21 protein-coding genes and 1 other RNA gene are annotated in these 24,377 nt (G+C 32.3%); 16 read left to right on the top strand and 6 right to left on the bottom strand.

Annotation, left to right across the window (positions count from 1 at the left end; all coding sequences use genetic code 11):
* Nucleotides 1-10: 10 nt before the first annotated feature.
* Nucleotides 11-700 carry a type VI-B CRISPR accessory protein Csx27 gene (gene csx27, locus FBFL15_RS11015; RefSeq protein WP_014084665.1) on the bottom strand — a complete coding sequence of 230 codons (690 nt, stop codon included), beginning with the start codon at nt 698-700 and terminating at the stop codon, nt 11-13.
* Between the two features lie 237 nt (nt 701-937).
* Between csx27 and FBFL15_RS11010 the strand changes: the two genes are divergently transcribed.
* Both FBFL15_RS11010 and FBFL15_RS11005 read left to right on the top strand, forming a co-directional pair.
* On the top strand, nt 938-1,435 hold the full coding sequence (locus tag FBFL15_RS11010; protein ID WP_014084664.1) for a hypothetical protein: 498 nt from the start codon (nt 938-940) through the stop codon (nt 1,433-1,435).
* 791 nt (nt 1,436-2,226) lie between these two features.
* Nucleotides 2,227-2,589 (top strand): hypothetical protein, encoded by a 363-nt coding sequence (locus FBFL15_RS11005; protein ID WP_014084663.1) that lies wholly within the window; start codon nt 2,227-2,229, stop codon nt 2,587-2,589.
* A 194-nt stretch (nt 2,590-2,783) separates the two neighbouring features.
* Here the strand turns inward: FBFL15_RS11005 and FBFL15_RS11000 are convergent, their stop codons facing one another.
* Nucleotides 2,784-5,753, bottom strand: a complete 2,970-nt coding sequence (locus tag FBFL15_RS11000; protein ID WP_014084662.1) for an Eco57I restriction-modification methylase domain-containing protein — start codon at nt 5,751-5,753, stop codon at nt 2,784-2,786.
* Nucleotides 5,754-6,168: 415 nt separating this feature from the next.
* On the opposite strand from FBFL15_RS11000, the gene FBFL15_RS10995 reads away from it, so the two are divergent.
* The 11 genes from FBFL15_RS10995 to rnpB all read left to right on the top strand — a co-directional run bounded on the left by FBFL15_RS10995 (nt 6,169) and on the right by rnpB (nt 18,138).
* Entirely contained in the window at nt 6,169-6,933 is a 765-nt protein-coding gene (locus FBFL15_RS10995; protein WP_014084661.1) for a YHYH protein, read from the top strand.
* Nucleotides 6,934-7,503, top strand: coding sequence for a toxin-antitoxin system YwqK family antitoxin (locus FBFL15_RS10990; protein WP_014084660.1), 570 nt, complete (start codon nt 6,934-6,936; stop codon nt 7,501-7,503).
* A complete protein-coding gene (locus FBFL15_RS10985) occupies nt 7,472-8,116 on the top strand; it encodes an SCO family protein (protein ID WP_044032270.1) in 645 nt (214 codons plus the stop codon). Before FBFL15_RS10990 ends, FBFL15_RS10985 begins: the two co-directional genes overlap by 32 nt.
* A 1,099-nt stretch (nt 8,117-9,215) precedes the next feature.
* Nucleotides 9,216-11,552 carry a TonB-dependent receptor gene (locus tag FBFL15_RS10980; RefSeq protein WP_014084658.1) on the top strand — a complete coding sequence of 779 codons (2,337 nt, stop codon included), beginning with the start codon at nt 9,216-9,218 and terminating at the stop codon, nt 11,550-11,552.
* Nucleotides 11,553-11,915: 363 nt separating this feature from the next.
* Nucleotides 11,916-12,602, top strand: coding sequence for a sensor histidine kinase (locus FBFL15_RS10975; RefSeq protein WP_158309100.1), 687 nt, complete (start codon nt 11,916-11,918; stop codon nt 12,600-12,602).
* Nucleotides 12,599-13,354, top strand: a complete 756-nt coding sequence (locus tag FBFL15_RS10970; RefSeq protein WP_014084656.1) for a LytR/AlgR family response regulator transcription factor — start codon at nt 12,599-12,601, stop codon at nt 13,352-13,354. Before FBFL15_RS10975 ends, FBFL15_RS10970 begins: the two co-directional genes overlap by 4 nt.
* Before the next feature lie 225 nt (nt 13,355-13,579).
* Nucleotides 13,580-14,920, top strand: a complete 1,341-nt coding sequence (locus FBFL15_RS10965) for a T9SS type A sorting domain-containing protein (protein WP_014084655.1) — start codon at nt 13,580-13,582, stop codon at nt 14,918-14,920.
* Between the two features lie 58 nt (nt 14,921-14,978).
* A complete protein-coding gene (locus tag FBFL15_RS10960) occupies nt 14,979-15,680 on the top strand; it encodes an MbnP family protein (protein WP_014084654.1) in 702 nt (233 codons plus the stop codon).
* Entirely contained in the window at nt 15,677-16,699 is a 1,023-nt protein-coding gene (locus tag FBFL15_RS10955; RefSeq protein ID WP_014084653.1) for a cytochrome-c peroxidase, read from the top strand. The genes FBFL15_RS10960 and FBFL15_RS10955 overlap by 4 nt, the downstream gene beginning before the upstream one ends.
* Before the next feature lie 45 nt (nt 16,700-16,744).
* Nucleotides 16,745-17,686: a polysaccharide deacetylase family protein gene (locus tag FBFL15_RS10950; protein WP_014084652.1), complete on the top strand. Its 942-nt coding sequence runs from the start codon at nt 16,745-16,747 to the stop codon at nt 17,684-17,686.
* A gap of 132 nt (nt 17,687-17,818) precedes the next feature.
* An RNA gene (gene rnpB / locus FBFL15_RS15965) (RNase P RNA component class A) lies at nt 17,819-18,138 on the top strand.
* A gap of 81 nt (nt 18,139-18,219) precedes the next feature.
* On the opposite strand, the gene FBFL15_RS10945 is transcribed toward rnpB, so the two are convergent.
* The 4 genes from FBFL15_RS10945 to pyrR are packed head-to-tail and all read right to left on the bottom strand — an operon-like array spanning nt 18,220 to nt 21,136.
* Nucleotides 18,220-18,783: an RsmD family RNA methyltransferase gene (locus FBFL15_RS10945; protein ID WP_014084651.1), complete on the bottom strand. Its 564-nt coding sequence runs from the start codon at nt 18,781-18,783 to the stop codon at nt 18,220-18,222.
* Entirely contained in the window at nt 18,780-19,598 is an 819-nt protein-coding gene (locus FBFL15_RS10940) for a DUF3822 family protein (RefSeq protein ID WP_014084650.1), read from the bottom strand. The genes FBFL15_RS10945 and FBFL15_RS10940 overlap by 4 nt, the downstream gene beginning before the upstream one ends.
* Before the next feature lie 45 nt (nt 19,599-19,643).
* Nucleotides 19,644-20,570, bottom strand: a complete 927-nt coding sequence (locus tag FBFL15_RS10935; protein WP_014084649.1) for an aspartate carbamoyltransferase catalytic subunit — start codon at nt 20,568-20,570, stop codon at nt 19,644-19,646.
* The gene (pyrR, locus tag FBFL15_RS10930; RefSeq protein WP_014084648.1) at nt 20,570-21,136 is read right to left on the bottom strand and encodes a bifunctional pyr operon transcriptional regulator/uracil phosphoribosyltransferase PyrR; all 567 of its coding nucleotides are present in this window, start codon (nt 21,134-21,136) and stop codon (nt 20,570-20,572) included. The genes FBFL15_RS10935 and pyrR overlap by 1 nt, the downstream gene beginning before the upstream one ends.
* 490 nt (nt 21,137-21,626) lie before the next feature.
* On the opposite strand from pyrR, the gene rlmD reads away from it, so the two are divergent.
* The 3 genes from rlmD to FBFL15_RS10915 are packed head-to-tail and all read left to right on the top strand — an operon-like array spanning nt 21,627 to nt 24,316.
* Nucleotides 21,627-23,042 (top strand): 23S rRNA (uracil(1939)-C(5))-methyltransferase RlmD, encoded by a 1,416-nt coding sequence (gene rlmD, locus FBFL15_RS10925; RefSeq protein WP_014084647.1) that lies wholly within the window; start codon nt 21,627-21,629, stop codon nt 23,040-23,042.
* 7 nt (nt 23,043-23,049) lie between these two features.
* Complete coding sequence (locus tag FBFL15_RS10920) at nt 23,050-23,601, top strand: DUF6452 family protein (protein ID WP_014084646.1); 552 nt, start codon at nt 23,050-23,052, stop codon at nt 23,599-23,601.
* Nucleotides 23,573-24,316 carry a DUF6048 family protein gene (locus tag FBFL15_RS10915; RefSeq protein WP_044032268.1) on the top strand — a complete coding sequence of 248 codons (744 nt, stop codon included), beginning with the start codon at nt 23,573-23,575 and terminating at the stop codon, nt 24,314-24,316. Before FBFL15_RS10920 ends, FBFL15_RS10915 begins: the two co-directional genes overlap by 29 nt.
* Nucleotides 24,317-24,377: the final 61 nt, after the last annotated feature.

The following is a 24,377-nucleotide window of genomic DNA, read 5'->3' as shown; positions in this document are numbered from 1 at the left end:
TTAATTTTTCTTACTTTGTTTTATTATTATTCTCTTCGTGTGTTATAGCTACATAATAGCTCCAAATTACTTTTTCTACTGTTTTTTCTCTTAACCATCTTCCTATATATACCAGTATAAATGCTATTATAATTAATAGAATAAAGGCTGTGAGTGCTGTTCTTTGTAAGCAACAACAATAATTTTGTGTATAAAGAATCAGTATTGTAATCACGGATATGGGTAAAAAAAACAAAGTAATGGTAAAGAAATTTCTAAACAAAAAATACAAACTTTGAAAACTTTTTGCTGCTGCTATTTTGTCATTTATTTCTAAATAATAATAAGCATAATCAAACAAATTATTTTCTGCTTCGTTTTCGTTTACAGGTTTTTCTGTATGTTTTCGATGTGCAATATAATGTTCGTTCAAAAAAGGAATTGCCTTCTGGATAAAATCATTTTCAACCGATATTTTTTGTACTGATTTATAAATCAAATCTTTATACCATTTTATTTTCATAAAGATTTTGAATGTGAGTACATGAATGATAATACCAAGAAACAAAGCGATAATAAATTGAAGTAAACTATTGGATAGACTTTCGTCAAGATTGAAGTTGGCATCTATAAAAAAAGACCCAAACCATTTTGATAATTCAAGTAGTACATACCCCGGCACTACAAACGATAAGATTTCATAAAGTGATAATTTTTCCATTGGTTTTATTTTTTGGTTTCTGGCAAATATAACATTTTATGTTGGTATTTTCTTTTTTTCTTATAGGCCTATTGTCATTTGCCTTTTATCTAACTACTTGCTCCTAAAATAGTTATTTTTATCTTATTTTTTATGTCTTTTTTTTCTATTATTTATAAAATATACTATTTTTGTACAGCATCATTACGATATTGTATTGATAGCACCACTTATTAGTAATTTATAAATTTTTTTATCATGCCAAATTTACAAAACAATCGTTTAAACATTACCGCTACACCAGCTCAAATTACTGCTGTAAAAGCGGCTTTACAAACTATTAATACCAATTTGCCTTTTCTGATTGGTTTAACTACCGAGGAGCGTGTGGCGTTGCCCGCTATTGATGTAAACAACAAAGTGTTTACAGAAGATGCCATAAATGCAGCCATCAACAATCCTACGTTGGTGCCTGCTTATATTGCCTTGCCCAACTTGCAAGCTGATTTAACCCTTTTTTCGCAGCTCGACGAGCTTTATACAATGGTAAACCAGTTGGCCGAAAAACTCGACGATACCAAACTCATTGCAGGATCGGAAGCCTTTAATGGGGCCCGACTTTTTTATAAAGCATGCCAATCGGCTGCCGAAGCGGGGGTGCCTGGTGCCGACACTATTGTTCAACAATTGGGCAGCCGCTTTGCAAATCAGGGTACAACTGCCAAGAACGCTCCACAAGCACCGCCTAGTTTGTAATTGTACGTTGGGTAGCGGCATAATCGTATGCCGAACCCCCGTTTTTTGCCATCAATATTCAAATTAACACCGCTATTACAAAAGCTTCTCCATCTAAAGGAGAGGCTTTTTTTGTAAGTATTAATTATTAAGTATTAATTATTAAGTAATAAGTATTAAGTATTAAGTATTAATTGAGTTGCTACTTGATGCTTCTAACCTCTAACCTCTAACCTCTAACCTCTAACTTCTAACCTCTAACTTCTAACCTCTAACCTCTAACCTCTAACCTCTAACCTCTAACCTCTAACCTCTAACCTCTAACTACTAACCTCTAACTTCTAACTTCTTGCTTCTAACTTCTTGCTTCTAACTTCTAACTTCTAACTTCTTGTAACTTCTAACCTCTAACTTCTAACTTCTAACTTCTAACTTCTAACTTCTAACTTCTAACTTCTAACCTCTAACTTCTTGCTTCTTGCTTCAAAAATGTAGGTTAAACCATTATTAACGTAGGTTAAACCATTATTAACGTAGGTTAAACCGTTATTTACGTAGGTTAAACCATTATTAACGTAGGTTAAACCATTATTGACGTAGGTTAAACCGTTATTGACGTAGGTTAAACCGTTATTGACGTAGGTTAAACCGTTATTGACGTAGGTTAAACCATTATTTACGTAGGTTAAACCATTATCAATGTAGGTTAAACCATTATTTTTGTATATTTGAACAAAATTTAGTCAACCATCAACCATCAACCAACAACCAACAACCATCAACCATCAACCATCAACTATTAAAAATTCCGTATGAAAAATTTGAAGCACAACCTAACAAACAGCACAGAATTTCCAGCAAATGGCAATTTTGTGCATTATTATATAAGTCAAAATAAAATTAGTAAAGCCGAGCTGTCTCGAAAAATGGGGGTAAAACATACAACGGTTTTAGGTTATTTGAAACAGCAGTCGTTGCAGTTTGGCGTTTTGTGGCGTTTGAGCAAGGTGCTGGAGTATAACTTTGTGGCACACTTGGGCGAGTATTTGAAAATACCGTATCAAACAAAAGCCGAACAGGAACTACGGGCCACAATAGAGCAACAAAATGCCCACATACAGGCCCTCGAAACCGAAATTCGGATTTTGAGAGGGTTGCATCAGGCGGGCAAATAGTAGGAGAGGGGTAATTATACCAAATATACATATAATACCAAATATACATATAAAATAGTCCAATCTACTTGTTCTTTTTTGCTAAAATGAGTCAAAAAAAAGTACCGTAGCCCAGCTATGCAACGATTTTTTTTGAAATTTTTTTCTGAAAAATAACTACGCATCTTTGGACTATTTTATAAATATATTTGGTATTATTTGACATGGGATTGCTCTATGAGGTCTATTTCGGATTGGCTCAAACCATACAGGTCATATACCAAATGGTTTATTTGTTGGTCTATGCGTTGGCATTTTTCGTCCAAATAAATTTTGTCTCGCTCGGTTACTGCCGTTTGTTGTTGTTGTTTGGTTTGTAGCAATTGCTCCACTAAGTTTACAATAGCATCATGTGTTTCTTGATTGGATTTGGTTAGCAATGGGATGGGGAGTTGCTCCACGTGCATTTTTTTTACTTGTGCCAAAACTTCGCCTTGTTCGGGATTGATTTGATAATAATAAAAATCGGTCAATCTTGAATTTAAGACACCTAAAATAAATTGATGACTTATTTTATTAGAAATTACAATGTGTAGATTATCTCTAGCTATTATCTCTTTTCCAATAATAGTTGCTATTATTCTATCGCTTGTTTGACGTATGATGATTTTTTCTTTAGCTTCAAATATTTTTGGATCTCTTGGTGCGGCTAAATTTTTACCATATAAAACCCAACTGTCATTGTTCCATCTGTTTTCGTATTTATGCATCAAACTACCTCTTAACAAGGGTAACCAATTTTCACCTTCAGGTTTTGACTGATTTTCCTTTACATAAGGTTTATCTTTCATTACCAGCTCTGTTTGAGCAGGAATTCCTTTTCCCTTTTCAAATGGTTTAACTCCATTATAAACTTGACAAATTTCATTTATAGATTTAGAATTCTTTTTAATTTTATTAAACAAATTAATTTCTTCGGGTTTTGCCAAAAGGTTGATTATTGCACCATCTTTAGGAATATTGTTTTGGTTGATGGTTTGATAATCAGAAAAATTATTTTTTTCATATTTTTCAATCGTTACAAGGTTGTTATCTATTTGATTGTTTTTTTCAAAAATCAAAACATGAGTATCTACAACAGCTTTAAAAATATGTTCGGCAATATGTAATACTTTTTGCCATAAATAATTGGTTGCCAAATGTTGTCTAATGTTTTTGAAAGTGATAGATTGCAACCAAGTGTTTGGAATAATAATTCCTAAAATGCCATTTGGCTTTAACCAATCTTGATATCGCTCCATAAAAAGTAAATACAAATCGTATTGATAGTTTTGGTGTATGTATTTTATAGCAAAATAATCGGTTTGCATTTTGTCTGTAATCTTATAGTACGGCGGATTCCCCACAATAGCGTCAAAGCCCCCTTTTTTAAACACTTTTGGAAACGCCATTTTAAAATCGAAGGGGTTTAGTTTGCGTTCTTGCTCTAGGTCTAGGTCTAGCTTGTTGGTTAATATATCGGTGCCAATAAGCGAGTTGCCACATTTGATATTGTGGGTAAGGTTGGGCAATATTTTTTCGTGAAACAACACCATCATATCATTGGCGGTGCTGGTGGTTTCGTCTTCGAGCATTTTTAGGAATAACGACAGTTGGGTTACTTCGGTAGCTTGCAAATCGATATCTACCCCATAAATATTGTTTAATAAAATGTGTTGTTTTTGATGTATAGACATCACATATACTCCTTTGTCTTCGTTGTACTTGCAACCATCTTTTATAGCTATTTCGGGGTTGTCATTATACCATTTGTTATGATAATCGAGCAAATATTCGAACACACCAATCAAAAAACTACCAGATCCGCAGGCAATATCGGCAAAGTGAAGCCCCGTAACCCCCGAAGGAGGAATAGGTTTGCCATTATTATTTAGAATTTTACCAATGGTATTTTCTACTATATAATCTACTATATATTTTGGGGTATAAAACACCCCACCGGCTTTACGAACTTCGGGTTTTACTTCGATTTCTACCTCAAACTTGCCATTGGTAGTAGGTTTTATTACTACTACTTTGCCCAAAAAACGTTCGTAAATACTACCAAGAATATGAATGGGAATATAGTTAAAATCGTAAGGGGTGTTGGTATGGTCTAAATCGGCACACAAGGCACGAAACAAATCATCATGGGCACCAACAAAATTTTTATCGTCAATAAAAAGGGGTTTAAAAACAATACCGTTGTATTTTCCGTCTAAATATTTGGAATATTCTACAAATTTTGCCCACGGATGTGTAGCAGTAGCAATATTGTACATGATGTTTTCGGTTTCAATTAATTTATCTTCCAAAAAACGAATAAAAACAATACGGTCTATGGTTCTTTGAGTAGCTTCGGTCAAAGAATAGGAAGCGTCCCAGCCCACAAAAGGAGTATTGGGCAGCGGGTTGCCGTTTGCATCAAAGCTATTTTGATAAAAAGCTTTGGCCAAATCAGCACGTTTGTCATCTATATAATTCAAAAAACTTTCGTCTATGGATTGGTATTTTCCGCCAAAAAGTTTGAGTTGTGCTGTTTTTCCTTTGGGTTTTTGGAGTAGGTCAATATATTTAGGCAAATTGCCAGCTAGTAATGCCTCGTGCGAAAATATCCAATAAAAGGATTCAAAAGTTTCAAAATCTCTAAAATCGGTATATTTATAATACTTGATTTCGTTTTGAAGAATGGTATCAAAATCAGGACGAAAACGACAGTCTATAATCACAATTTCTTCAAAATCAGTTAAAATAGATACACCAGTTCCTGCATTCCATCCATATTTTGCAGTCTGAAAATAGTCGTCTTTGTTTTGCCTCAGGGTTCTAGAGGGCTTTTTTGCTTCTACAAAAAATTGTTCTTTTTTGAAATTTGGAGCAAGAAAAAAAGCATAATCGGCTCTTTTCTGTCCCAAAGCCCCTTGTTGTCTTTGTGCTTTTTCAATTTTAACTTCTTGCTCAAACGGATTTTTTTGATGGTCATGATTGACATCCCATCCCAGAAAGGTATAAAATTTATCTATAAATTCTTTACGTACTTCTGCTTCTTGATAATTTGGCGAAAGGTAATGTTTGATACCCGCTTCAAAATGGTTAATCAGTTGTTGGATGTTTTCAAAAGCAATTTCAATTTGAGTTGGCTTCATTTTTTGGTATATATTAAATGTCCGTTTGCAATAATTCCTGCAAATATAAAAAGTTATCATGGCACTTTACCCAAAAACAACAAATCAATTGATAATTATTAATTAACCATTCAATCCCTCAACCCTTCAATCCCTCAATCCCTCAATCCCTCAATCCCTCAATCCTTCAATCTTTGAATCTTTGAATCTTTGAATCTTTCAATCTTTGAATCTTTCAATCTTTGAATATTTGAATCTTTCAATCTTTCAATCTTTCAATCCTTCAATCTTTCAATCTTTGAATCTTTGAATCTTTCAAACACTTCAAATGGTTTATATGACAGTTCAGGTGTATATTTGAACAGCTAACGGTTGAGGTGTTTGGAATGTTTGGGGCGATTGGATTATGTTTGCCCATCTAATTTAATTAAAAACAATGAAAGATTTAAAAAATTTTGCTTTGATAATAATGGCTAGTTTTGCCATAAGTTGTAGTAAAGACGATGCTACAACAACAGATACATCGGGAGGAAGTGCAACTGTGCCAGCAATTTATCAAAAAATATACGGAGCAACAAGCATCACCACCGACGGCACTTATGTATATATCAAAACCAATTGTTTGCCAGATCACAAAAGCCCCTATTATGCTACAACAAATGCCTTGTACGAAGCCTATTCGGGTACTACTTTTGGCGGCAATACGTTTGCACAAAACCCTAACAGCATTGTGCAACAAACGGGAACCATCAAAATACCGTTGAATCCTGTTGTTGCTACTACTCATGCTGCTACACCACTAGGCCCCATAGGAGTTGCTCTCAATGGAGTACCTTTTTTTAATCAATATGCGGGGCCCAATAATCAAGCATTGACCAGCGAAATTAATTCGTTTGACAAATATTATGGGCATCCACAAAATCAAGGGATGTACCATTATCATGTGGAACCATTGTTTTTGACGACCGTAAAATCGACCAAATCTGGTTTGATGGGTTTTCTTTTAGATGGTTTTCCTGTGTATGGCCCCAATGAGGAAAATGGTACGGTTGTAACCAACAGTACTTTAGATGTTTATCATGGTCATACCCACGCCACGGTTGATTATCCAAATGGAATTTATCACTATCATTTTACTGCCGAAGCCCCTTATTTGAATGGCAACGGGTTTTATGGTACTCCAGGAACGGTTTCGCAATAAATGAAAAGACTCGTTTTTTTTGTGGCAATGTTTTTGGCTTTTTCTTGTACAAAGAGAGAGCCAAAAGTACCCCATATTTTTCAATTGAAATCAGCCAAAATGGTTCGTTTTGTAAACGATGTAGCTTTTGTAAACCAACAAAAATTTTCGGGCTATTTGTATGATTTGTATCCTAATAAAGACACGGTTTCTGTTGAAGGTTTTATCAACGGAAAATTGTGGGGACGTTGTAGAAAATGGTATCCTAACCAACAATTGATGGAGGAGCGATTTTATTATCAAGGTCGAAAAAACGGCACACAAACCGCTTATTGGGACAATGGCAACAAACGATTTGAGTTTGTAGCCAAAGATGATGCTTATCAAGGCGAATTGAAAGAGTGGTCGTTTGATGGAAAACTTAGTCATGTTGGCCATTTCAAGGAGGGACAAGAGGAGGGAAGCCAAAAAATGTGGTATGATACGGGCAAAATTAGGGCCAATTATGTAATAAAAAACGGAAAAAGATATGGATTGTTGGGTACTAAAAACTGTAAGAATGTATCGGATAGTATTTTTGTTGTTAAGTAGTTGTTTGGTAATTAGTTGCAATAAAAAAGAAGTTGTAAAACTGCCTTATTACAACACACCCGATTTTACGCCTTTGTTTATAGAAGACGATTCGGAGATTGAAGCCAAAATCAAGCATCAAATAGCCAATTTTTCTTTTATAAACCAAGACAGTACCTGCATTTCGCAAAAAAATGTGGAAGGAAAAATTCAGGTAGCCAATTTTATTTTTACGTCGTGTGGCAGTATTTGTCCTGTGATGACTACCAATTTGAAAATAGTAAACGATAGTTTGGGCAAAGATACTGATGTTGTTTTGCTGTCTTTTTCTGTAACTCCTTGGATTGATACTCCTTTGGTTTTAAGGGAATATAAAAAACGAAACGGGATTCAAAATCCGAATTGGCATTTTTTGACGGGCACTAAAGGCGGTATTTACAAACTAGCCCGAAAATCCTATTTTGCTGAGGAAGATTTGGGTTTTACCAAAGACAGCACGGAATTTTTGCACACCGAACATATTATTTTAGTGGACAAAACCAAACGGATTCGAGGTATTTACAACGGTACCCTTTCATTAGAAATGCTGCAATTAGTGGAAGACATCAAAACATTAAAAAACGAGTCGGATTGAAAAAAAATGAAACATTAAGAAATTAAGTTAATTAAGATTTATTGTTTTAAAAAAAATGAACATAAAACCTTAATGAATCTTAATGCCTTAATGTTTAAAAAAATAATTTATTGTTTTAAAAAAATGAACATTAAGAAATTAAGTTTATTAAGATTTATTGTTTTAAAAAATGAACATTAAGAGATTAAGTTAATTAAGATTTATTGTTTAAAAAAAAATGAACATAAAACCTTAATGAATCTTAATGCCTTAATGTTTAAAAAAAAAAAAATTTATTGTTAAAAAAAATTAAACATTAAGAAATTAAGTTTTATTGTTTTAAAAAAAAATGAACATAAAACCTTAATGAATCTTAATGCCTTACTGTTTAAAAAAATAATTTATTGTTTGAAAAAATGAACATTAAGAGATTAAGTTAATTAAGATTTATTGTTTTAAAAAAAATGAACATAAAACCTTAATGAATCTTAATGCCTTAATGTTTAAAAAAAAATAATTTATTGTTTAAAAAAATGAACATAAAACCCTAATGAATCTTAATGCCTTAATGTTTAAAAAAAAATAATTTATTGTTTAAAAAAAATGAACATTAAGAAATTAAGTTTATTAAGATATATTGTTTTAAAAAAATGAACATAAAACCTTAATGAATCTTAATGCCTTAATGTTTAAAAAAAAAATAATTTATTGTTTTAAAAAAATGAACATTAAGAAATTAAGTTTATTAAGATATATTGTTTAAAAAAAATGAACATAAAACCTTAATGAATCTTAATGCCTTAATGTTTAAAAAAATAATTTATTGTTTAAAAAAAATGAACATTAAGAAATTAAGTTTATTAAGATTTATTGTTTAAAAAAAATGAACATTAAGAAATTAAGTTTATTAAGATTTATTGTTTTAAAAAAATGAACATAAAACCTTAATGAATCTTAATGCCTTAATGTTTAAAAAAAAATAATTTATTGTTTTAAAAAAATGAACATTAAGAAATTAAGTTTATTAAGATTTATTGTTAAAAAAAATGAACATAAAACCTTAATGAATCTTAATGCCTTAATGTTTAAAAAAATAATTTAATGTTTAAAAAAAATGAAAATGAAAAAATATTTAATACTTATCTTCTTTACAACCCTATCGATAGCACAAAATAACAAACAAAATATTCGTGGAATTGTACTCGATAAATTATCTCAAACCCCCATAGCTGGGGCAAACATTCAGGTGCAAAATTCAGAAAAACAAACCCAAACCGACGATAAAGGACAATTTGTGCTTACAGAATTGGCACCAGATCGGTATGCCCTAAAAGTTACTTTTTCGGGATACAAAGAGGTTTTGCTAAGCAATATCATAGTTACATCGGGCAAGGAAGTATTGTTGGAAATAATGTTGGAAGACGAATACAAACAATTGAATGAAGTAGTTGTCAATTCAAAAAATAGTTCAGGAACAATAAATAAGTTGGCCTCTGTAAGTGCAAGGACTTTTTCTACTGAAGAAGTAAACAGATATGCTGGTGGGCGAAGTGATGCAGCTCGTTTGGCAGCTAATTTTGCTGGTGTAAGTGCCACAAATGATAATAGAAATGATATTGTAATTAGAGGAAATTCACCCATTGGAGTTTTGTGGCGTATAGATGGTATGTCGGTTACCAACCCAAATCATTTTGCAACAGCTGGAACAACTGGAGGAGCTGTGAGTGCAATTAATACCAATTTTTTAAAAAATTCCGACTTTTTTACTTCTGCTTTTCCTGCTGAATATGGCAATGCAACGGCTGGTGTTTTTGATTTGGGTTTTAGAAACGGAAACAATAAAAAAAGAGAGACTACTATTCAACTGGGGGTTATAACAGGTGCTGAAATCACTACCGAAGGGCCAATAAGCAAAGAAAAAGGCTCTTCTTATTTGGTTGGCTATCGCTACACCTTGGCTAGTTTGACCCAAGCCGTAGGGGTAAACATTGGGACTACAGCAACTCCTTCTTTTCAAGATTTGTCGTTTAAAATTAATGGTGGTACATCGTCTATTGGCAAATTTTCGGCTTTTGGAATTTTGGCTACATCATCAATAAGTTTGGATAATGGAGGTGGTCTTTTTGGTGGGAATGGTTCTGTAGATTTAGGAAGTAAAATAGGGATTTTTGGAGTAAATCATTTCAAACAAATTAATGCCAATTCTAATATTAGTACTACTATTGGATTAAATTACTCAGAATCAGAACAAAACAATTCAGATACAAATAAAATGACAAATGTTTCTATTCAAACAGAGGAAATTAATTTTAAAAATTCTGGAATTGTTATCGCTACAAATTATAATTCTAAATTAAATTCAAATTTATTTTTAAAAGCTGGATTACAAAACGAATTTATTGGAACCGACCAATATTATAGATATAGAAAGAACGAATTGGAGCCTTGGACGAAGCAGTTAGACGGAAAAAACAATACAAGTTTAAGTCAAGGTTTTGCCCATTTGAAATATAGATTTGGCGAAAAAACAACTTTAAATGCTGGTTTACATTCACAGTTTTTTCATTTAAATAGTTCATTTGCAATAGAACCAAGATTGGGTCTTATTTATAGTATTAATAATAAAAGTAGTCTGAATTTCGGATACGGATTACATGCACAAAACCAACCTATTGCCACCTATTTTGTTCAAAATACGGATGCAAATGGCGTTATTACGCAAACTAATAAAAATTTAGACTTTACAAAAAGCCATCATATCGTTATGGGATACAACATCAACCCATTCAAAGATTGGCGCATAAAAGCAGAGGTATATTATCAATATTTATATGATGTTCCTGTCAATAATTTTTCAAGTGATTATTCTATTTTGAATACCGGAGCTAGTTTTAAATTAGATTTAGAAGATAATTTAGTGAACGCTGGAACTGGTAAAAATTATGGTGTAGAACTCACTATTGAAAAATTCTTTAGTAATGGTTATTATGGATTATTTACATCATCAATATACGATTCTAAATATACAGCAAGTGATGATGTGGAAAGAAACACCGCTTTTAATGGAAAATATGTGTTTAATATTTTGGGTGGAAAAGAATGGAAAGTAGGCAAAGAGAATAAAAATGTTTTTTCAATTGATGCCAAATTTACCAATGCGGGTGGTCGTGCTTATACGCCAATTGATTTGGCAAGTTCGCAGGCAGCTGGTAATGAAGTGTTATCTTCTAATGTATATTCCGATTTTTATAAGAATTACTATCGTTTAGATATCAAAGCAGGATTTGTGTTCAATAGCAAAAATAAAAAGCTATCTCAAACTATTTCATTGGATATTCAAAATGTTACCAATCATCAAAATGTATTTTCACAGTCTTATGATAGACAAAGAAATACCATAAATTATACCTATCAATTAGGACTTTTTCCTAATTTATTATACAAAATTCAGTTTTAAGAAGTAATTTTATAAAATAAATAGAATCTTTACATTTTGCAAAATTTAAAACATAGATTAGCTTACATTATTGCAACAGGTTTTGCTATGGCATTCTTGTTTAAATTTTTTATTTTTAAAAATAGTCATCATTATTTTAATGATGAGATTTTATTTGTTACCATCATTACAACTCTTATTTGTGAAGGGAATTTAAGAATTGATTTTTTTTTAAATCAAAAATATTCTTGGATAAAATATGCTAAAAAGCGTTTATTACTTCAATTTACATTGAGTTTATGTTACACCATTTTTACATTAATTATTTGTATTTTAATTATCAATTATTTCAAATTTGGTTCACTCGAGGTTTTTAATCCAAAAATGAAACAAGTTTTTTTTCCTACTATAATGATCACTTTTGTAGTTTTGTCTATAGAAATTGGAAATCAGTTTCTTCAATCATGGAAATTAAGTTTAATCGAATTTGAAAGATACAAAACCGAGACTGCTCATGCACAATTACAAAACTTAAAAAACCAATTAAATCCTCATTTTCTATTTAATAATTTGAGTGTTTTGACATCATTAGTATATAAAAATCAAGACAAAGCTGCAGATTTTATCAACGAATTATCAAAAGTTTATCGTTATGTTTTGGATACAAAAAATTCAGAATTGGTTACATTGCACCAAGAATTAGATTTTATTAATCATTATATTTATTTGCAAAAAATACGCTTTGAAGACAGTTTTTTATTTGAAATTAATGTGGAAGAAAGTAAAAAAAATGATTTTTTATTACCCATGTGCTTGCAAATGGTAGTTGAAAATACCATTCAACACAACGAAACTTCGCAAACTAATCCACTAAAAGTTAAAATTTATACTCAAAATAACGCTTTGATTATTGAAAATCCTATTAAACCCAGAAAAGAAATAGTAAACAGTTCCAAAACAGGTTTGAAAAATATTCAAAAAAGATATTCTTTCTTTACAGACGAAAAAGTAATTATTGAGAACAACGGAACCGTTTTTAGAGTAATTTTGCCATTAATTCCAAAAAAATGAACGTTGTAATAATAGAAGACGAAAAATTATCGGCAGAACATTTGGCTGCATTATTGCAAAAAGTAGATGCTTCAATGGTTGTTACAAACTATTTTGACAGCATTTCTGCCTCAGTAACTGCTATTAATGAAGGACTTACTGCTGATTTAATTTTTATGGATATTCATTTGGCAGATGGCAATAGTTTTGAAATTTTTAGTCAAGTAAAATTTGAAATTCCTGTTGTTTTTACAACTGCATTTGATAATTATGCTATACAAGCCTTTAAACAAAACAGCATCGACTATTTGTTAAAACCCATTGCATTTCAAGATTTAAAATTTGCTATAGAAAAATTTAAAAAACAGCAAAAATCAGTAAACAATGATCTTGTTTTAAGTATCACAAGTGCTTATCAACAAATGAATAAAGAATACAAATCTCGATTTATTGTAAAATTAGGGCAAACCATAGATACCATTCCATCAGATGAGATACACCATTTTGAAACCAAAGAAAGTTTGTCTTTTTTAGTAACCAATAAAGGAAATCACTATCCTATTGATTATACATTAGACCAATTAGAAACGTTGTTACAACCAAAACAATTCTTCCGTATCAACAGGAAGATTATTCTTAATATTCAATACATTGAAAAAGTAAGCACCTATTTTAATAGCCGACTTTCAATAACTACAAAATTTTTAGCTAATGAAGCAAGAATTGTAAGTCGTGAACGAGTAAATGATTTTAAAAAATGGTTGGATAATTAAGGAATTACTCAACTTCCATTTATTATTACAATTCAATACATTTTATCTACAACTCAACCGATTTTCATTTTTTATCCTTTTGTTCTAAAAGTATATTTGCCCATATTAATTTAAATAAAACTTTAGAATATGAAATCGCCATTAACAAAAAGTTTGTTGCAAACAAACACCAATGAAAATAAAGCGATACCATATAACCTATTAAAAACAAATAAATATTTATATATGAAATCAAAACTAATTTTATTATTGTTCATTGCAACTATTGATGCTTTTGCTCAAACTAATCCCGCAATTACATCTTGGTTGCAAAACACCAATAATACAAAAGGAAGATATTATCTCACGGGTAATTCAACCCCTATAAATACTACTATTGATGCCAATGTTCAGCAAGTCCAATATTCTACCAACTATGTTTATGTAACAGCCACTGGAGTTCCAGCATTTGTTACAGGACCTTTTGCTACTGGACCAGTTTCTACAGCATTAAATAATAATTACGTCATTAAATTACCTTTAAATCCTACAGTAGCTACAACCAATACATTAGTTGGTATGGGTGCAGTAGCAGCTTTTATTAACGGAACGGTTGCATATACAGCAGGAGATGGTGGGTCGTATAACAATCAAAATCAATGGCATTCTAACGCAGTTTATTTTGAAAATATTGGTTTTGATTGTGCTCATGGACATCCTGGCCCAATGACATCTGATTATCATCACCATCAAAATCCTTCGGCTTTTAATATAGAAACAGTACCTACATCTTCAATATGCAATGTATATTTAGCAGATGGTCTTTATGTTCCAAATGCTTCCACTCACGGGCCACTTATTGGTTTTGCAGCAGATGGGTATCCAATATATGGTGCTTATGGTTATACCAATCCATTAGACGCTACAAGTCCAATAAAGAGAATTACTCCTAGTTATCAATTAAGAAATATTACGTCTAGAACTACATTGCCTAATGGAACAGCTGCAGTAGGTCCAACGTTAACCGAAATGGTTCAGATAATGGGTCCAGGTGCTCCACAAATTCAAGCGGTTTTGGGTGCATATTTAGAAGATTTTGAATATGTTGCAGGGTTGGGCGATTTGGATGAAAGCAACGGTAGATTTTGTAAAACTCCTGAATATCCAAACGGAATTTATTGTTATTTTGCTACAATTGATGCCAATAACAAACCTGTTTATCCATACCTTTTAGGGAAATATTATCATGGTACAGTTCAAGCTTCAACACATGCAACTATCAGTGAACCGGTAACAACATACACAGCACCTTTATCTATAGCTAATAACAATTTAGAGCAAATTGGCTTGTCTTTATTTCCAAATCCTTCAAACGATATAGCAGTGATTCAAACGTATGCACCAACGGTTAGTGATTTAAAAATTGAAATGTTTGATGTAAACGGTAAATTAATCTTAAAAGATACTTTAAAACAAGGTAGTACAATGTGTTATCTTAATCTAGAAACTGTATATTCTGGACTATATTTTGTTAAAATATCTGATAATAAAAATTCGATTACAAAAAAACTTGTTGTTTCTCATTAAAATTGTTGTTAATAAAATATGTATTAAGTAATAAAAATAGTTATACAAATATTAAAATATGAAAATGGGAAAAAAAACAATAGTGGTATTTTTATTTGTAATGTTAAATTTAATTGGTAATGCTCAAAGTAAAATAGATACCTTGAGCATTAATTTTAAACTAAAATTTAAAAATGAAACTTTAGCAAATCACAAACAATACATCACATCAAATAGAGACACGATTGCCATTGAAACGTTCAAATGCTATATTACTTCTATACAAATTTATTATACAGACCACACTATTTTTAAGCAAAAAGATAGTTTTCACTTGCTCGATTTGGAGCATCCAAGTTCGTTTCTGATTCCGATTACTACGGTAAATGATAAAATTATTTCAAAAGTTACTTTCAACATAGGAATTGATAGTTTAACCAATACAACTGGAGCTATGACTGGCGATTTAGATCCCATAAATGGAATGTATTGGGCTTGGCAAAGTGGTTATATCAATTTGAAGATGGAAGGTAAAAGTCCAAGTTGTAAAACCAGAAAGAACGAGTTTTACTTTCATATTGGAGGGTATCGAAATCCTTTTAATACAATACGGAAAATAGAATTGCTTTATGATAAAAAAACAACCCAAATAAACATTGGAATGGATTTAAATAAATTCTTTGCAAATATAATGCTTGCCGAAACTAACAGTATCATGATACCTGGTGAACTTGCAATGAAATTAGCCGATTATAGTACAAAATTATTTTATATAGAATGAGAAAACCTATACGCTACCTTGTATTATTAATATTTCCTACACTTATTTGTTTGTCATTCTCTCATGAATTGACAACTCCTTTATATTTTGAAATTCCAAAAAATTGGCCAAAACCTCATTATGATTTCAAAAAAAATCCTTTAACTGAAGAGGGATTTCAATTGGGTAGAAATTTATTTTACGACCCAATGATGTCTCGTGATAGCACCATTTCCTGTGCCAGTTGTCATCTGCAACAAACTGGATTTACTCATGTTGATCATCAACTGAGCCATGGAGTTGACGGCAAAATAGGTATACGAAATGCTTTGACGTTAATCAACTTGGCTTGGAACAAAGATTTTATGTGGGATGGAGGTGTCAATAATCTGGAAGTTCAGCCGTTAAATCCTATCACAAATCCTGCAGAAATGGATGAAACTTTAGAACATGTTATTGCCAAATTGCAACGGAGTGAAAAGTACAAATCGTTATTTACTAAAGCTTTTGGCGATGATAGAGTAACAAGTCAGCGACTTTTAAAAGCATTAGCTCAATTTACCGTAATGCTAAAATCTTCTAATTCTAAGTACGATAAAGTAATGCGAAAAGAACGCTATTTTGCTAAAAATGAACAACATGGGTATGATTTGTTTAAAAAAAACTGTGCTTCCTGTCATAAAGAACCACTCTTTAATGATGATAAATTTGAGAATAATGGCTTACAACTAGACGAAACTTTAAATGACTTAGGTAGAATAAAAATCACGGGTAAACAACAAGATTACTTGCGTTTTAGAATTCCTACATTACGTAACATACAATTCACATTTCCATACATGCACGATGGCAGATTCAAAACATTAAATGAAGTAATAAAACACTACAATTCATTGGGACACAATAATAGATTATCCAAAGAGTTGAAAAACCCAATGAATCTATCAGAAAATGATCGTGTTGATTTATTGACTTTTTTGCTTACTTTAACCGACAAAGATTTTTTATTTAATGAACGATTTAGTTTCCCAAAGGAATAAATTTTTAAAATCAACAAAAAATAAGTCAATAAAAAAATCAACTCAATGAAGAAAATAACTTTAGTCCTTTTATATATAGCTTTTTATGCAACAGCACAAACCAAACCAGAAATAGCTAAAAGTGCCATTAAAATCGAAATGCTTTTTCCAGAAGGGAAATCCAAAGCACTCATTTTAAGCTATGATGATGGTGCAAAACAAGACCGACAATTGGTACAACTCATGAATAAGTACCATTTGATAGGAACTTTTCATTTGAATTCAAATAAATTAAGTACCAATAGCTATTTTGACTATTTGAATAAAGAAGAAATAAAAGAACTTTATAAAGGGCATGAAGTCTCGGTTCATACTGCCAATCATCCCAACTTGCCAGATATGAATACCATCGACATTATTTATGAAATTGTAGATGATCGAAGAGAACTCGAACGCTTGGTAGGTTATCCCGTGCGTGGCATGGCTTACCCATTTGGCAATACTAACGATGCAGTAATTGATGCAATTAATGGGCTGGGGATTGAATATGCAAGAACGGTTGGTGATACCTATAATTTTGAAATTCCTTTAGATTTTTTGCGTTGGCATCCTACCATACATCAATTTGCAAAAGCCTATTGGGAGCCTAATCAACCTGAAAAAGATACAAAAGAATTGGAATTTTTTCATAAAATATTAAACAACTTTTTGCAAACAAAAGAGCTTGCACTATTAGATATTTGGGGACATAGTTGGGAAATGGGTACTGACCAAAATAAATGGGAAGAAACCGAAAAATTCTTCAAATTATTGGCAAATAATGATGACATATACTACACCAAGCAAATCGATTTAGTCGATTATATTAAGGCATTTAGAAATCTAAAATTTGGTGTCAATAAAAACGTAGTTTACAATTCCTCTAGCACAAATGTTACTTGCAAAATAAACAATAGGATTTATTCCATACCAGCTGGAGCAAATTTATTTTTGGATATTAATAAATAAATATTAAATAAAAATTTATAAAATTAGTATTTGTATAACTAAAATAAATATAAAAAGCGACAAGTCCTCCATTTGGAAAAAAAATAAAACTACTTTTTACCAAAAATATAAGTTGTTTTGCATTACATTTGCCAAGCAGACCGCCTTATCGCTGTTTATCGATAGATAAAGAGAGGAAAGTCCGGACACCACAGAGAAGCATAGCGGGTAACACCCGTCGGGTTGTGCAAACAATTTAGGACAAGTGCAACAGAAAGCAAGTACAGGTAATGCTGTAGTGAAACCAGGTAAACTCTATGCGGTGAAATTTCAAGTATATCGGCATTTAAGGGTTTCTCGTCCGTTGTCGAAGGGTAGAAAGATGGAGCAATTGAGTAATTGATTGCCTAGATAAATGATAAGGCATCAAAGCCATTTGATGACAGAATCCGGCTTATAGGTCTGCTTTTTTTTAATTATTTTTTTCGATTTGTAATTGCAAATAAATATTGTACGTGTATTACAAATGATTCATGCAATAAGTCAATTGATACTTAATCGGCTTCAATATCTTCATTTTCAACCATTTCAAAGAAACTAAAAATAGAGCCTCCATAATTTTTTTGAAACGAAAAATGATCCAAGTGGTTCAAAGTGGTATGTTTGGAATGTTCTATTACAAGCATGCCTTCGGGATCTAAAATGGCTTTATCAAAAATTGATACGACCAGTTTTTCAAAAATTTTTTGATCCAAAGCATACGGCGGATCGGCAAAAATCACATCAAAAGTAGATTTGCATTTTTCGATATAGGCAAACACATCGCTTTTTACGGCTGCAATGTCAAAATCAAATTCGGCAGTAGTTTGTTTGATGTATTTGATACAACCAAAATCAGCATCAACACTCGTAATGTTGTTACTACCTCTTGAGGCAAACTCGTAACTGATGTTGCCAGTACCTGCAAATAAATCTAAAATTTTTAATTCGTCAAAATGAAAATGATTGTTCAAAACGTTGAACAAAGCTTCTTTACTCATGTCGGTTGTGGGCCGAACGGGCAAGTTTTTGGGAGGCGATAACCGTCTGCCTTTGAATTTTCCTGAAATAATTCTCATGCGTAAAAAAGGATAAAATGTTTTAAATTTTCGTGTATCGAAAAAATATTTTCTTCTTGTAATAAATTGATATCTAGTAAATTAACGTTTCTAACGTATTGATATACAATTTTAAAATAAACATCATCTGTAGTGATATCGCCCAACAACTCCAAACAAAAAAGTTCAGGATTCATTTGCAATTGCTCTGCAGTAAACAAAATATAATAAATAAAATCTTCGGGAGTACGGTATTCAAAGGTGTTGAATAGCAATAATTTTTGATTTTGAATTACAATAATTTCAAATAGCCCTTTTTGCTTGTGTACAAACATTTTTTTGGTAAGGTTGTTTTTTGAAATTTCTAGCAATCGAGTAACCAAAATGGCATGAGTATGTTTGTAATCGAATGAGCCAAAATAATCAATAAATCCATTATTAAAGTGGATAAATGGAATATATATAAGTGTCAAATCGTGGTTTTCTATTGGATCAAAATTAAAAGCATCTGTTTCATAAACCTTTGTATTAAATTTGATATAATCGGCAATGTGATTTTCGTCAAACAACGATTTTGGAACAAAAGCCGACAAATTGTTGTTGTGTAACACTACAATATCTTCGTATTTTTGATGCAATTCTGGAAATTTTTCAAATAATTTTTCGAATAAATGACGAACATTGTTTTCTGTTTTATCTAATTTGAAATCCAATTCTTTTACCCATACAACAGATTGAGTGAGTGCATTTTTGGCACAAAAAGTAACTCCGTCAAGGCCAACTTGAACAATGAGTTTCTGATCATTTTTTTCGATAATCGTTTTGTTTTGGTTCATATAATTAGTCAAACAGCAATCAAATTTTAATAATTGGGAGGGGATTTATTGAATTTTTGAGGCAAGCAAATATATAACCGCCATTCTAATAGCCACTCCGTTTTCTACCTGATTCAGAATAACAGATTGTTTGGAATCTGCCACGTCCGAGGTAATTTCTACCCCTCTATTGATGGGGCCTGGATGCATTACAACAATTTCTTTGTCTAAACTATCCAAAATATTTTTGGTCAATCCATATTGTTGGGTATATTCTCTAGTCGAAGGAAAATAATTGACGTCCATACGTTCGTTTTGAACCCGCAACATATTGGCCACATCACACCAAGCCAATGCTTTTCTTAAATTGGGCTCTACCCGTACACCAAGTGCTTCTATATGTTTTGGAATCAGGGTGTTAGGGCCACAAACTTGTACCTCGGCACCTTGCATTTGAAGGGCATATATATTAGACAATGCCACACGAGAGTGTAATATATCGCCCACAATAACAACTTTTTTACCCGCAACATCGCCCAGTTTTTCTCGAATGGTATAACTGTCTAAAAGGGCTTGGGTTGGGTGTTCATGGGCCCCATCGCCTGCATTTACAATACTGGCTTTAACGTTTTTCGACAAAAAATGTGCCGCTCCCGGAGCACTATGCCTCATCACAACCATATCTACTTTCATGGCCAAAATATTGTTTACAGTATCTATTAACGTTTCTCCTTTTTTGACAGACGATTGTGCTGCCGAAAAACTAATCACATCTGCCGAAAGTCTTTTTTGAGCCAACTCAAACGATAGTTTCGTTCGGGTACTATTTTCAAAAAATATGTTGGCTATCGTAATGTCTCGCAACGAAGGCACTTTTTTGATAGGCCTATTGATGACTTCCTTAAAATGATCGGCTGTTTCAAATATAAGGGCAATATCCTTGGGATTTATATATTTGATACCTAACAAATGATTTACACTTAACTCGCTCATTATAAATGGTTTGATAAATTATTATTAACCGATGGGATAAGCAATACCGCATCTTCTCCCTCTTGTTCTTGCCAGGATACCTTTACTTTTTCGCTGTCAAAAGCATCTACTTGGCGACCCCGATAATCAGGCTGTATGGGTAAATCTCTGCTAAATCTGCGATCGATAAGTACCAATAATTCAATTCCAGACGGACGACCAAAGGATTGAATGGCCGTTAATCCTGCCCGAATACTTCTGCCCGTATATAAAACATCGTCTATAAAAATAACTTTTTTGTTTTCTACTATAAAGTTAATTTGGGTTTTGTTGGCCTCCAATGGCTTTTCGGTTTTTCGAAAATCGTCTCTAAAAAAAGTAATATCCAAATATCCCATCACTATTTTGGGCACTTGATAATGTTGTTCTAAAATGTTTTTTAACCTTTCGGCCAAAAAAATGCCACGGGGTTGCATCCCTATCAATATAGTTTCTTGAAAATCCAAATGTTTTTCTATCAATTGACAAGCCAATCGATGCAAGATGATGTTCACTTCTGTTGAGGTAAGCAATATTTTCTGACTCATAACAACTCTTATTTTTGCTTGGCAAAGATAGTATTTATCACTTTATTTTTGGTCAAAAATGATGAATTAAAATAAAATGTTAGAATAATTGACTAAAAGCGACACAAAACAACAAAGAGCATTACGCTATTTTGGACGTTACCACAAGGGTCGGGCTACTCGTTTCAAACAACGTTCATTGAACTCCAAAAGAAATATCATATTGTGAAATAATTTTATTTTGAATACCACATTCAGAAACTAGATTCGTGCAATGCAACACCCTTTTTGGGGGTTGGAGGACTTCTAAAAGATTTCCACTACTATCCCAAACGCAAATTCTGGCAAACAATCAAGTTCATCCAAATCATATTATCCATTTACAGCTTCATTTGCCTTTTGACATTTTTTTTAGGGTTTAAAATAGGTGTTCACTAAAAGAAATTTCGTTTTGAATGTAAAAAATAAGTTCAGATTAAAAAAAATGGAAATAAAAAACTAATTTTGCATTATGGCAAAAAAACAAACAAACAAAATAGTCTTCCATCAAATAAAAGTACTAGATGCAGGAGCAAAAGGAGTGTCGGTTGCAAAAGCACCCGATGGTAAAGTAATATTTATACCCAACGTCGTTCCTGGCGATGTGGTTGATATTCAAACATTTAAAAAAAGAAAAGCCTATTATGAAGGCAAAGCAGTAAAATTTCATGAATTTTCTGAACACCGCACCACGCCAGTTTGCGAACATTTTGGAGTGTGTGGAGGTTGCAAATGGCAAAACATGACATACGAACAACAATTGTTTTATAAGCAAAACGAAGTTCTAAACCATTTGCAACGCATTGGTAAAATAGCATTACCCGATTTTGAACCCATTTTAGGGGCACAAAAACCCTTTTTTTATAGAAATAAAATGGAGTTTGGATTTTCTAATGCCCGTTGGATGACCGAAGAAGAAATTCAAAGCCAAGATACGCTTTCCAATAAAAATGCGTTGGGATTTCATATTCCAAAAATGTGGGATAAAATTTTAGACATCCATCATTGTCATTTGCAAGAAAACCCTTCTAACGACATCCGAAATGCAATTCGAACCTTTGCAATAGAACATGATTTGACTTTTTTTAACCCCCGACTTCACGAAGGTTTTTTAAGAACCTTAATGATCAGAACCGCTTCTACAGGCGAAATTATGGTTTTAATTCAATTTTTTGAAGAGCAAACCACCAACAGATTGTTGCTTTTAGATTATTTGGCCGCCACTTTTCCGGACATAACCTCGTTGCAATATGTTATAAATGGCAAACAAAACGACACTATTTACGACCAAAAAGTGCATTTGTACAAAGGCAGAGATTACATTTTAGAAGAAATGGAAGGACTACAATTTAGTATCAATGCCAAATCATTTTATCAAACCAATTCAGAACAAGCATACCAATTGTATCAAATAACACGTGATTTTGCGGGGCTTACGGGCAACGAAATCGTTTATGATTTATATACGGGTACCGGTACAATTGCTCAATTTGTATCTCAAAAAGCCAAAAAAGTAATAGGAGTAGAGGCGGTGCCCGAAGCTATTGCCGATGCAAAAGTAAATGCCAAACGCAATAATATTTCCAACTGCGACTTTTTTGTTGGCGATATGAAAGTGGTTTTCAATGAAGCCTTTATTGCTCAAAATGGACAACCCGATGTAATAATAACAGACCCCCCTCGAGATGGGATGCACAAAGACGTAGTGGAACAAATTTTGAAAATAGCCCCTCAAAAAGTAGTATATGTAAGTTGCAATTCGGCTACACAAGCCCGAGATTTAGCCCTTATGGACGAAAAATACAAAGTAACAAGGGTAAGACCCGTAGATATGTTTCCGCAAACACATCATGTAGAAAACGTAGTGTTATTAGAAAGACGAAATTAATTAGACAATGAAAAAAATAATTGCACTATTGCTCATCACATTCGGATTTTTAGGTTGCGAAAAAGACGATATTTGCGATGCTGCTACAGTTACTACACCAAAATTGGTCATTCATTTTTATGATTCTACTACAAATTTATCTAAAAATGTAGTCAATCTCAAAGTGATAGCTGACGGAATGTCGGAAGGTGTTGTGTTTAATAGCAGCCTAACAACAGATGAAAAGTATTTGGCCAATGGGGTTTCGAGCATTAAAATCCCGCTTAAAACCACTGCCGACGCTACTAAATATACCTTGATTTACAATTTTGGAAGCAGTAATGCCAGCACCGTTTTTACAGATATTTTAACCTTTAATTATACCCGAAAAAACGAATACATTTCGAGAGCATGTGGTTATAAAACCATTTTTGATTTGAATAATAGTGCGGGATTATCCAAGGCAGTAATCTTAAACAATTTAGAAACCAATACTACAGGCAATTGGATAGATGGTATTACTATTAAAAAATATAACATTACATCAGAAAATGAAACACATATTGATATTTATTTTTAGTACAAACTTACTATTTTTTTCTAGTATAGGTTTTGGACAAGAAAAAAAAGATTCCAAAAAAGATTCATTGAAAACCAAAACCGAACGGTATGGCCTCCGACTGGGAATTGACTTGTTTAAATTGTCCAAATCTTTTTATGATACAAATTACAAAGGATTGGAATTGGTTGGGGATTATCGGTTGACAAAAAATTATTTTTTGGCTGCCGAATTGGGCAACGAAAATAAAACTACCGACGATGTACGGCTCAATTTTACTACCAAAGGCAGTTACCTCAAAGCAGGGTTTGATTACAATTGTTTTGACAACTGGCTCAATATGGAAAACATGATTTATTTGGGGATGCGATACGGCATTAGCACTTTTAGTCAGGAGCTAAATACTTATAAAATATACAATACAAGTCCGTATTTTGGCGAAATTACCCCCATTGTTTCTGGCGAAAAATTCAATGGTTTGTCTGCCCAATGGCTTGAAATTGTGGGAGGCATCAAGGCCGAAGTATTGCGAAATTTGTTTGTTGGTTTTAGTGCTCGGATACATTATTTGACTCTAAACAACACGCCCGAAACATTTGACAATTTGTATATTCCTGGCTTCAATAGGACGTATAATGGCAAGTTTGGTGTTGGGTTTAATTATACTGTTTCGTACTTTATTCCAATTTTTAAAAAGAAAATAGTTGATAAAAATGTAAAAAATAAGAAAAAATAGTTGTATTTTTTAACTTTTCTACATCATAGATTCTAGTAATGGTTAGATGCTGTTGTTTGCC

The sequence above is a fragment of the Flavobacterium branchiophilum FL-15 genome, from assembly GCF_000253275.1.
In the GTDB taxonomy this organism is placed as follows: Bacteria; Bacteroidota; Bacteroidia; order Flavobacteriales; family Flavobacteriaceae; genus Flavobacterium; species Flavobacterium branchiophilum.
The sequence above is the reverse complement of the archived record's forward strand: the minus strand, read 5'-3'. Positions and strand labels throughout refer to the sequence as shown.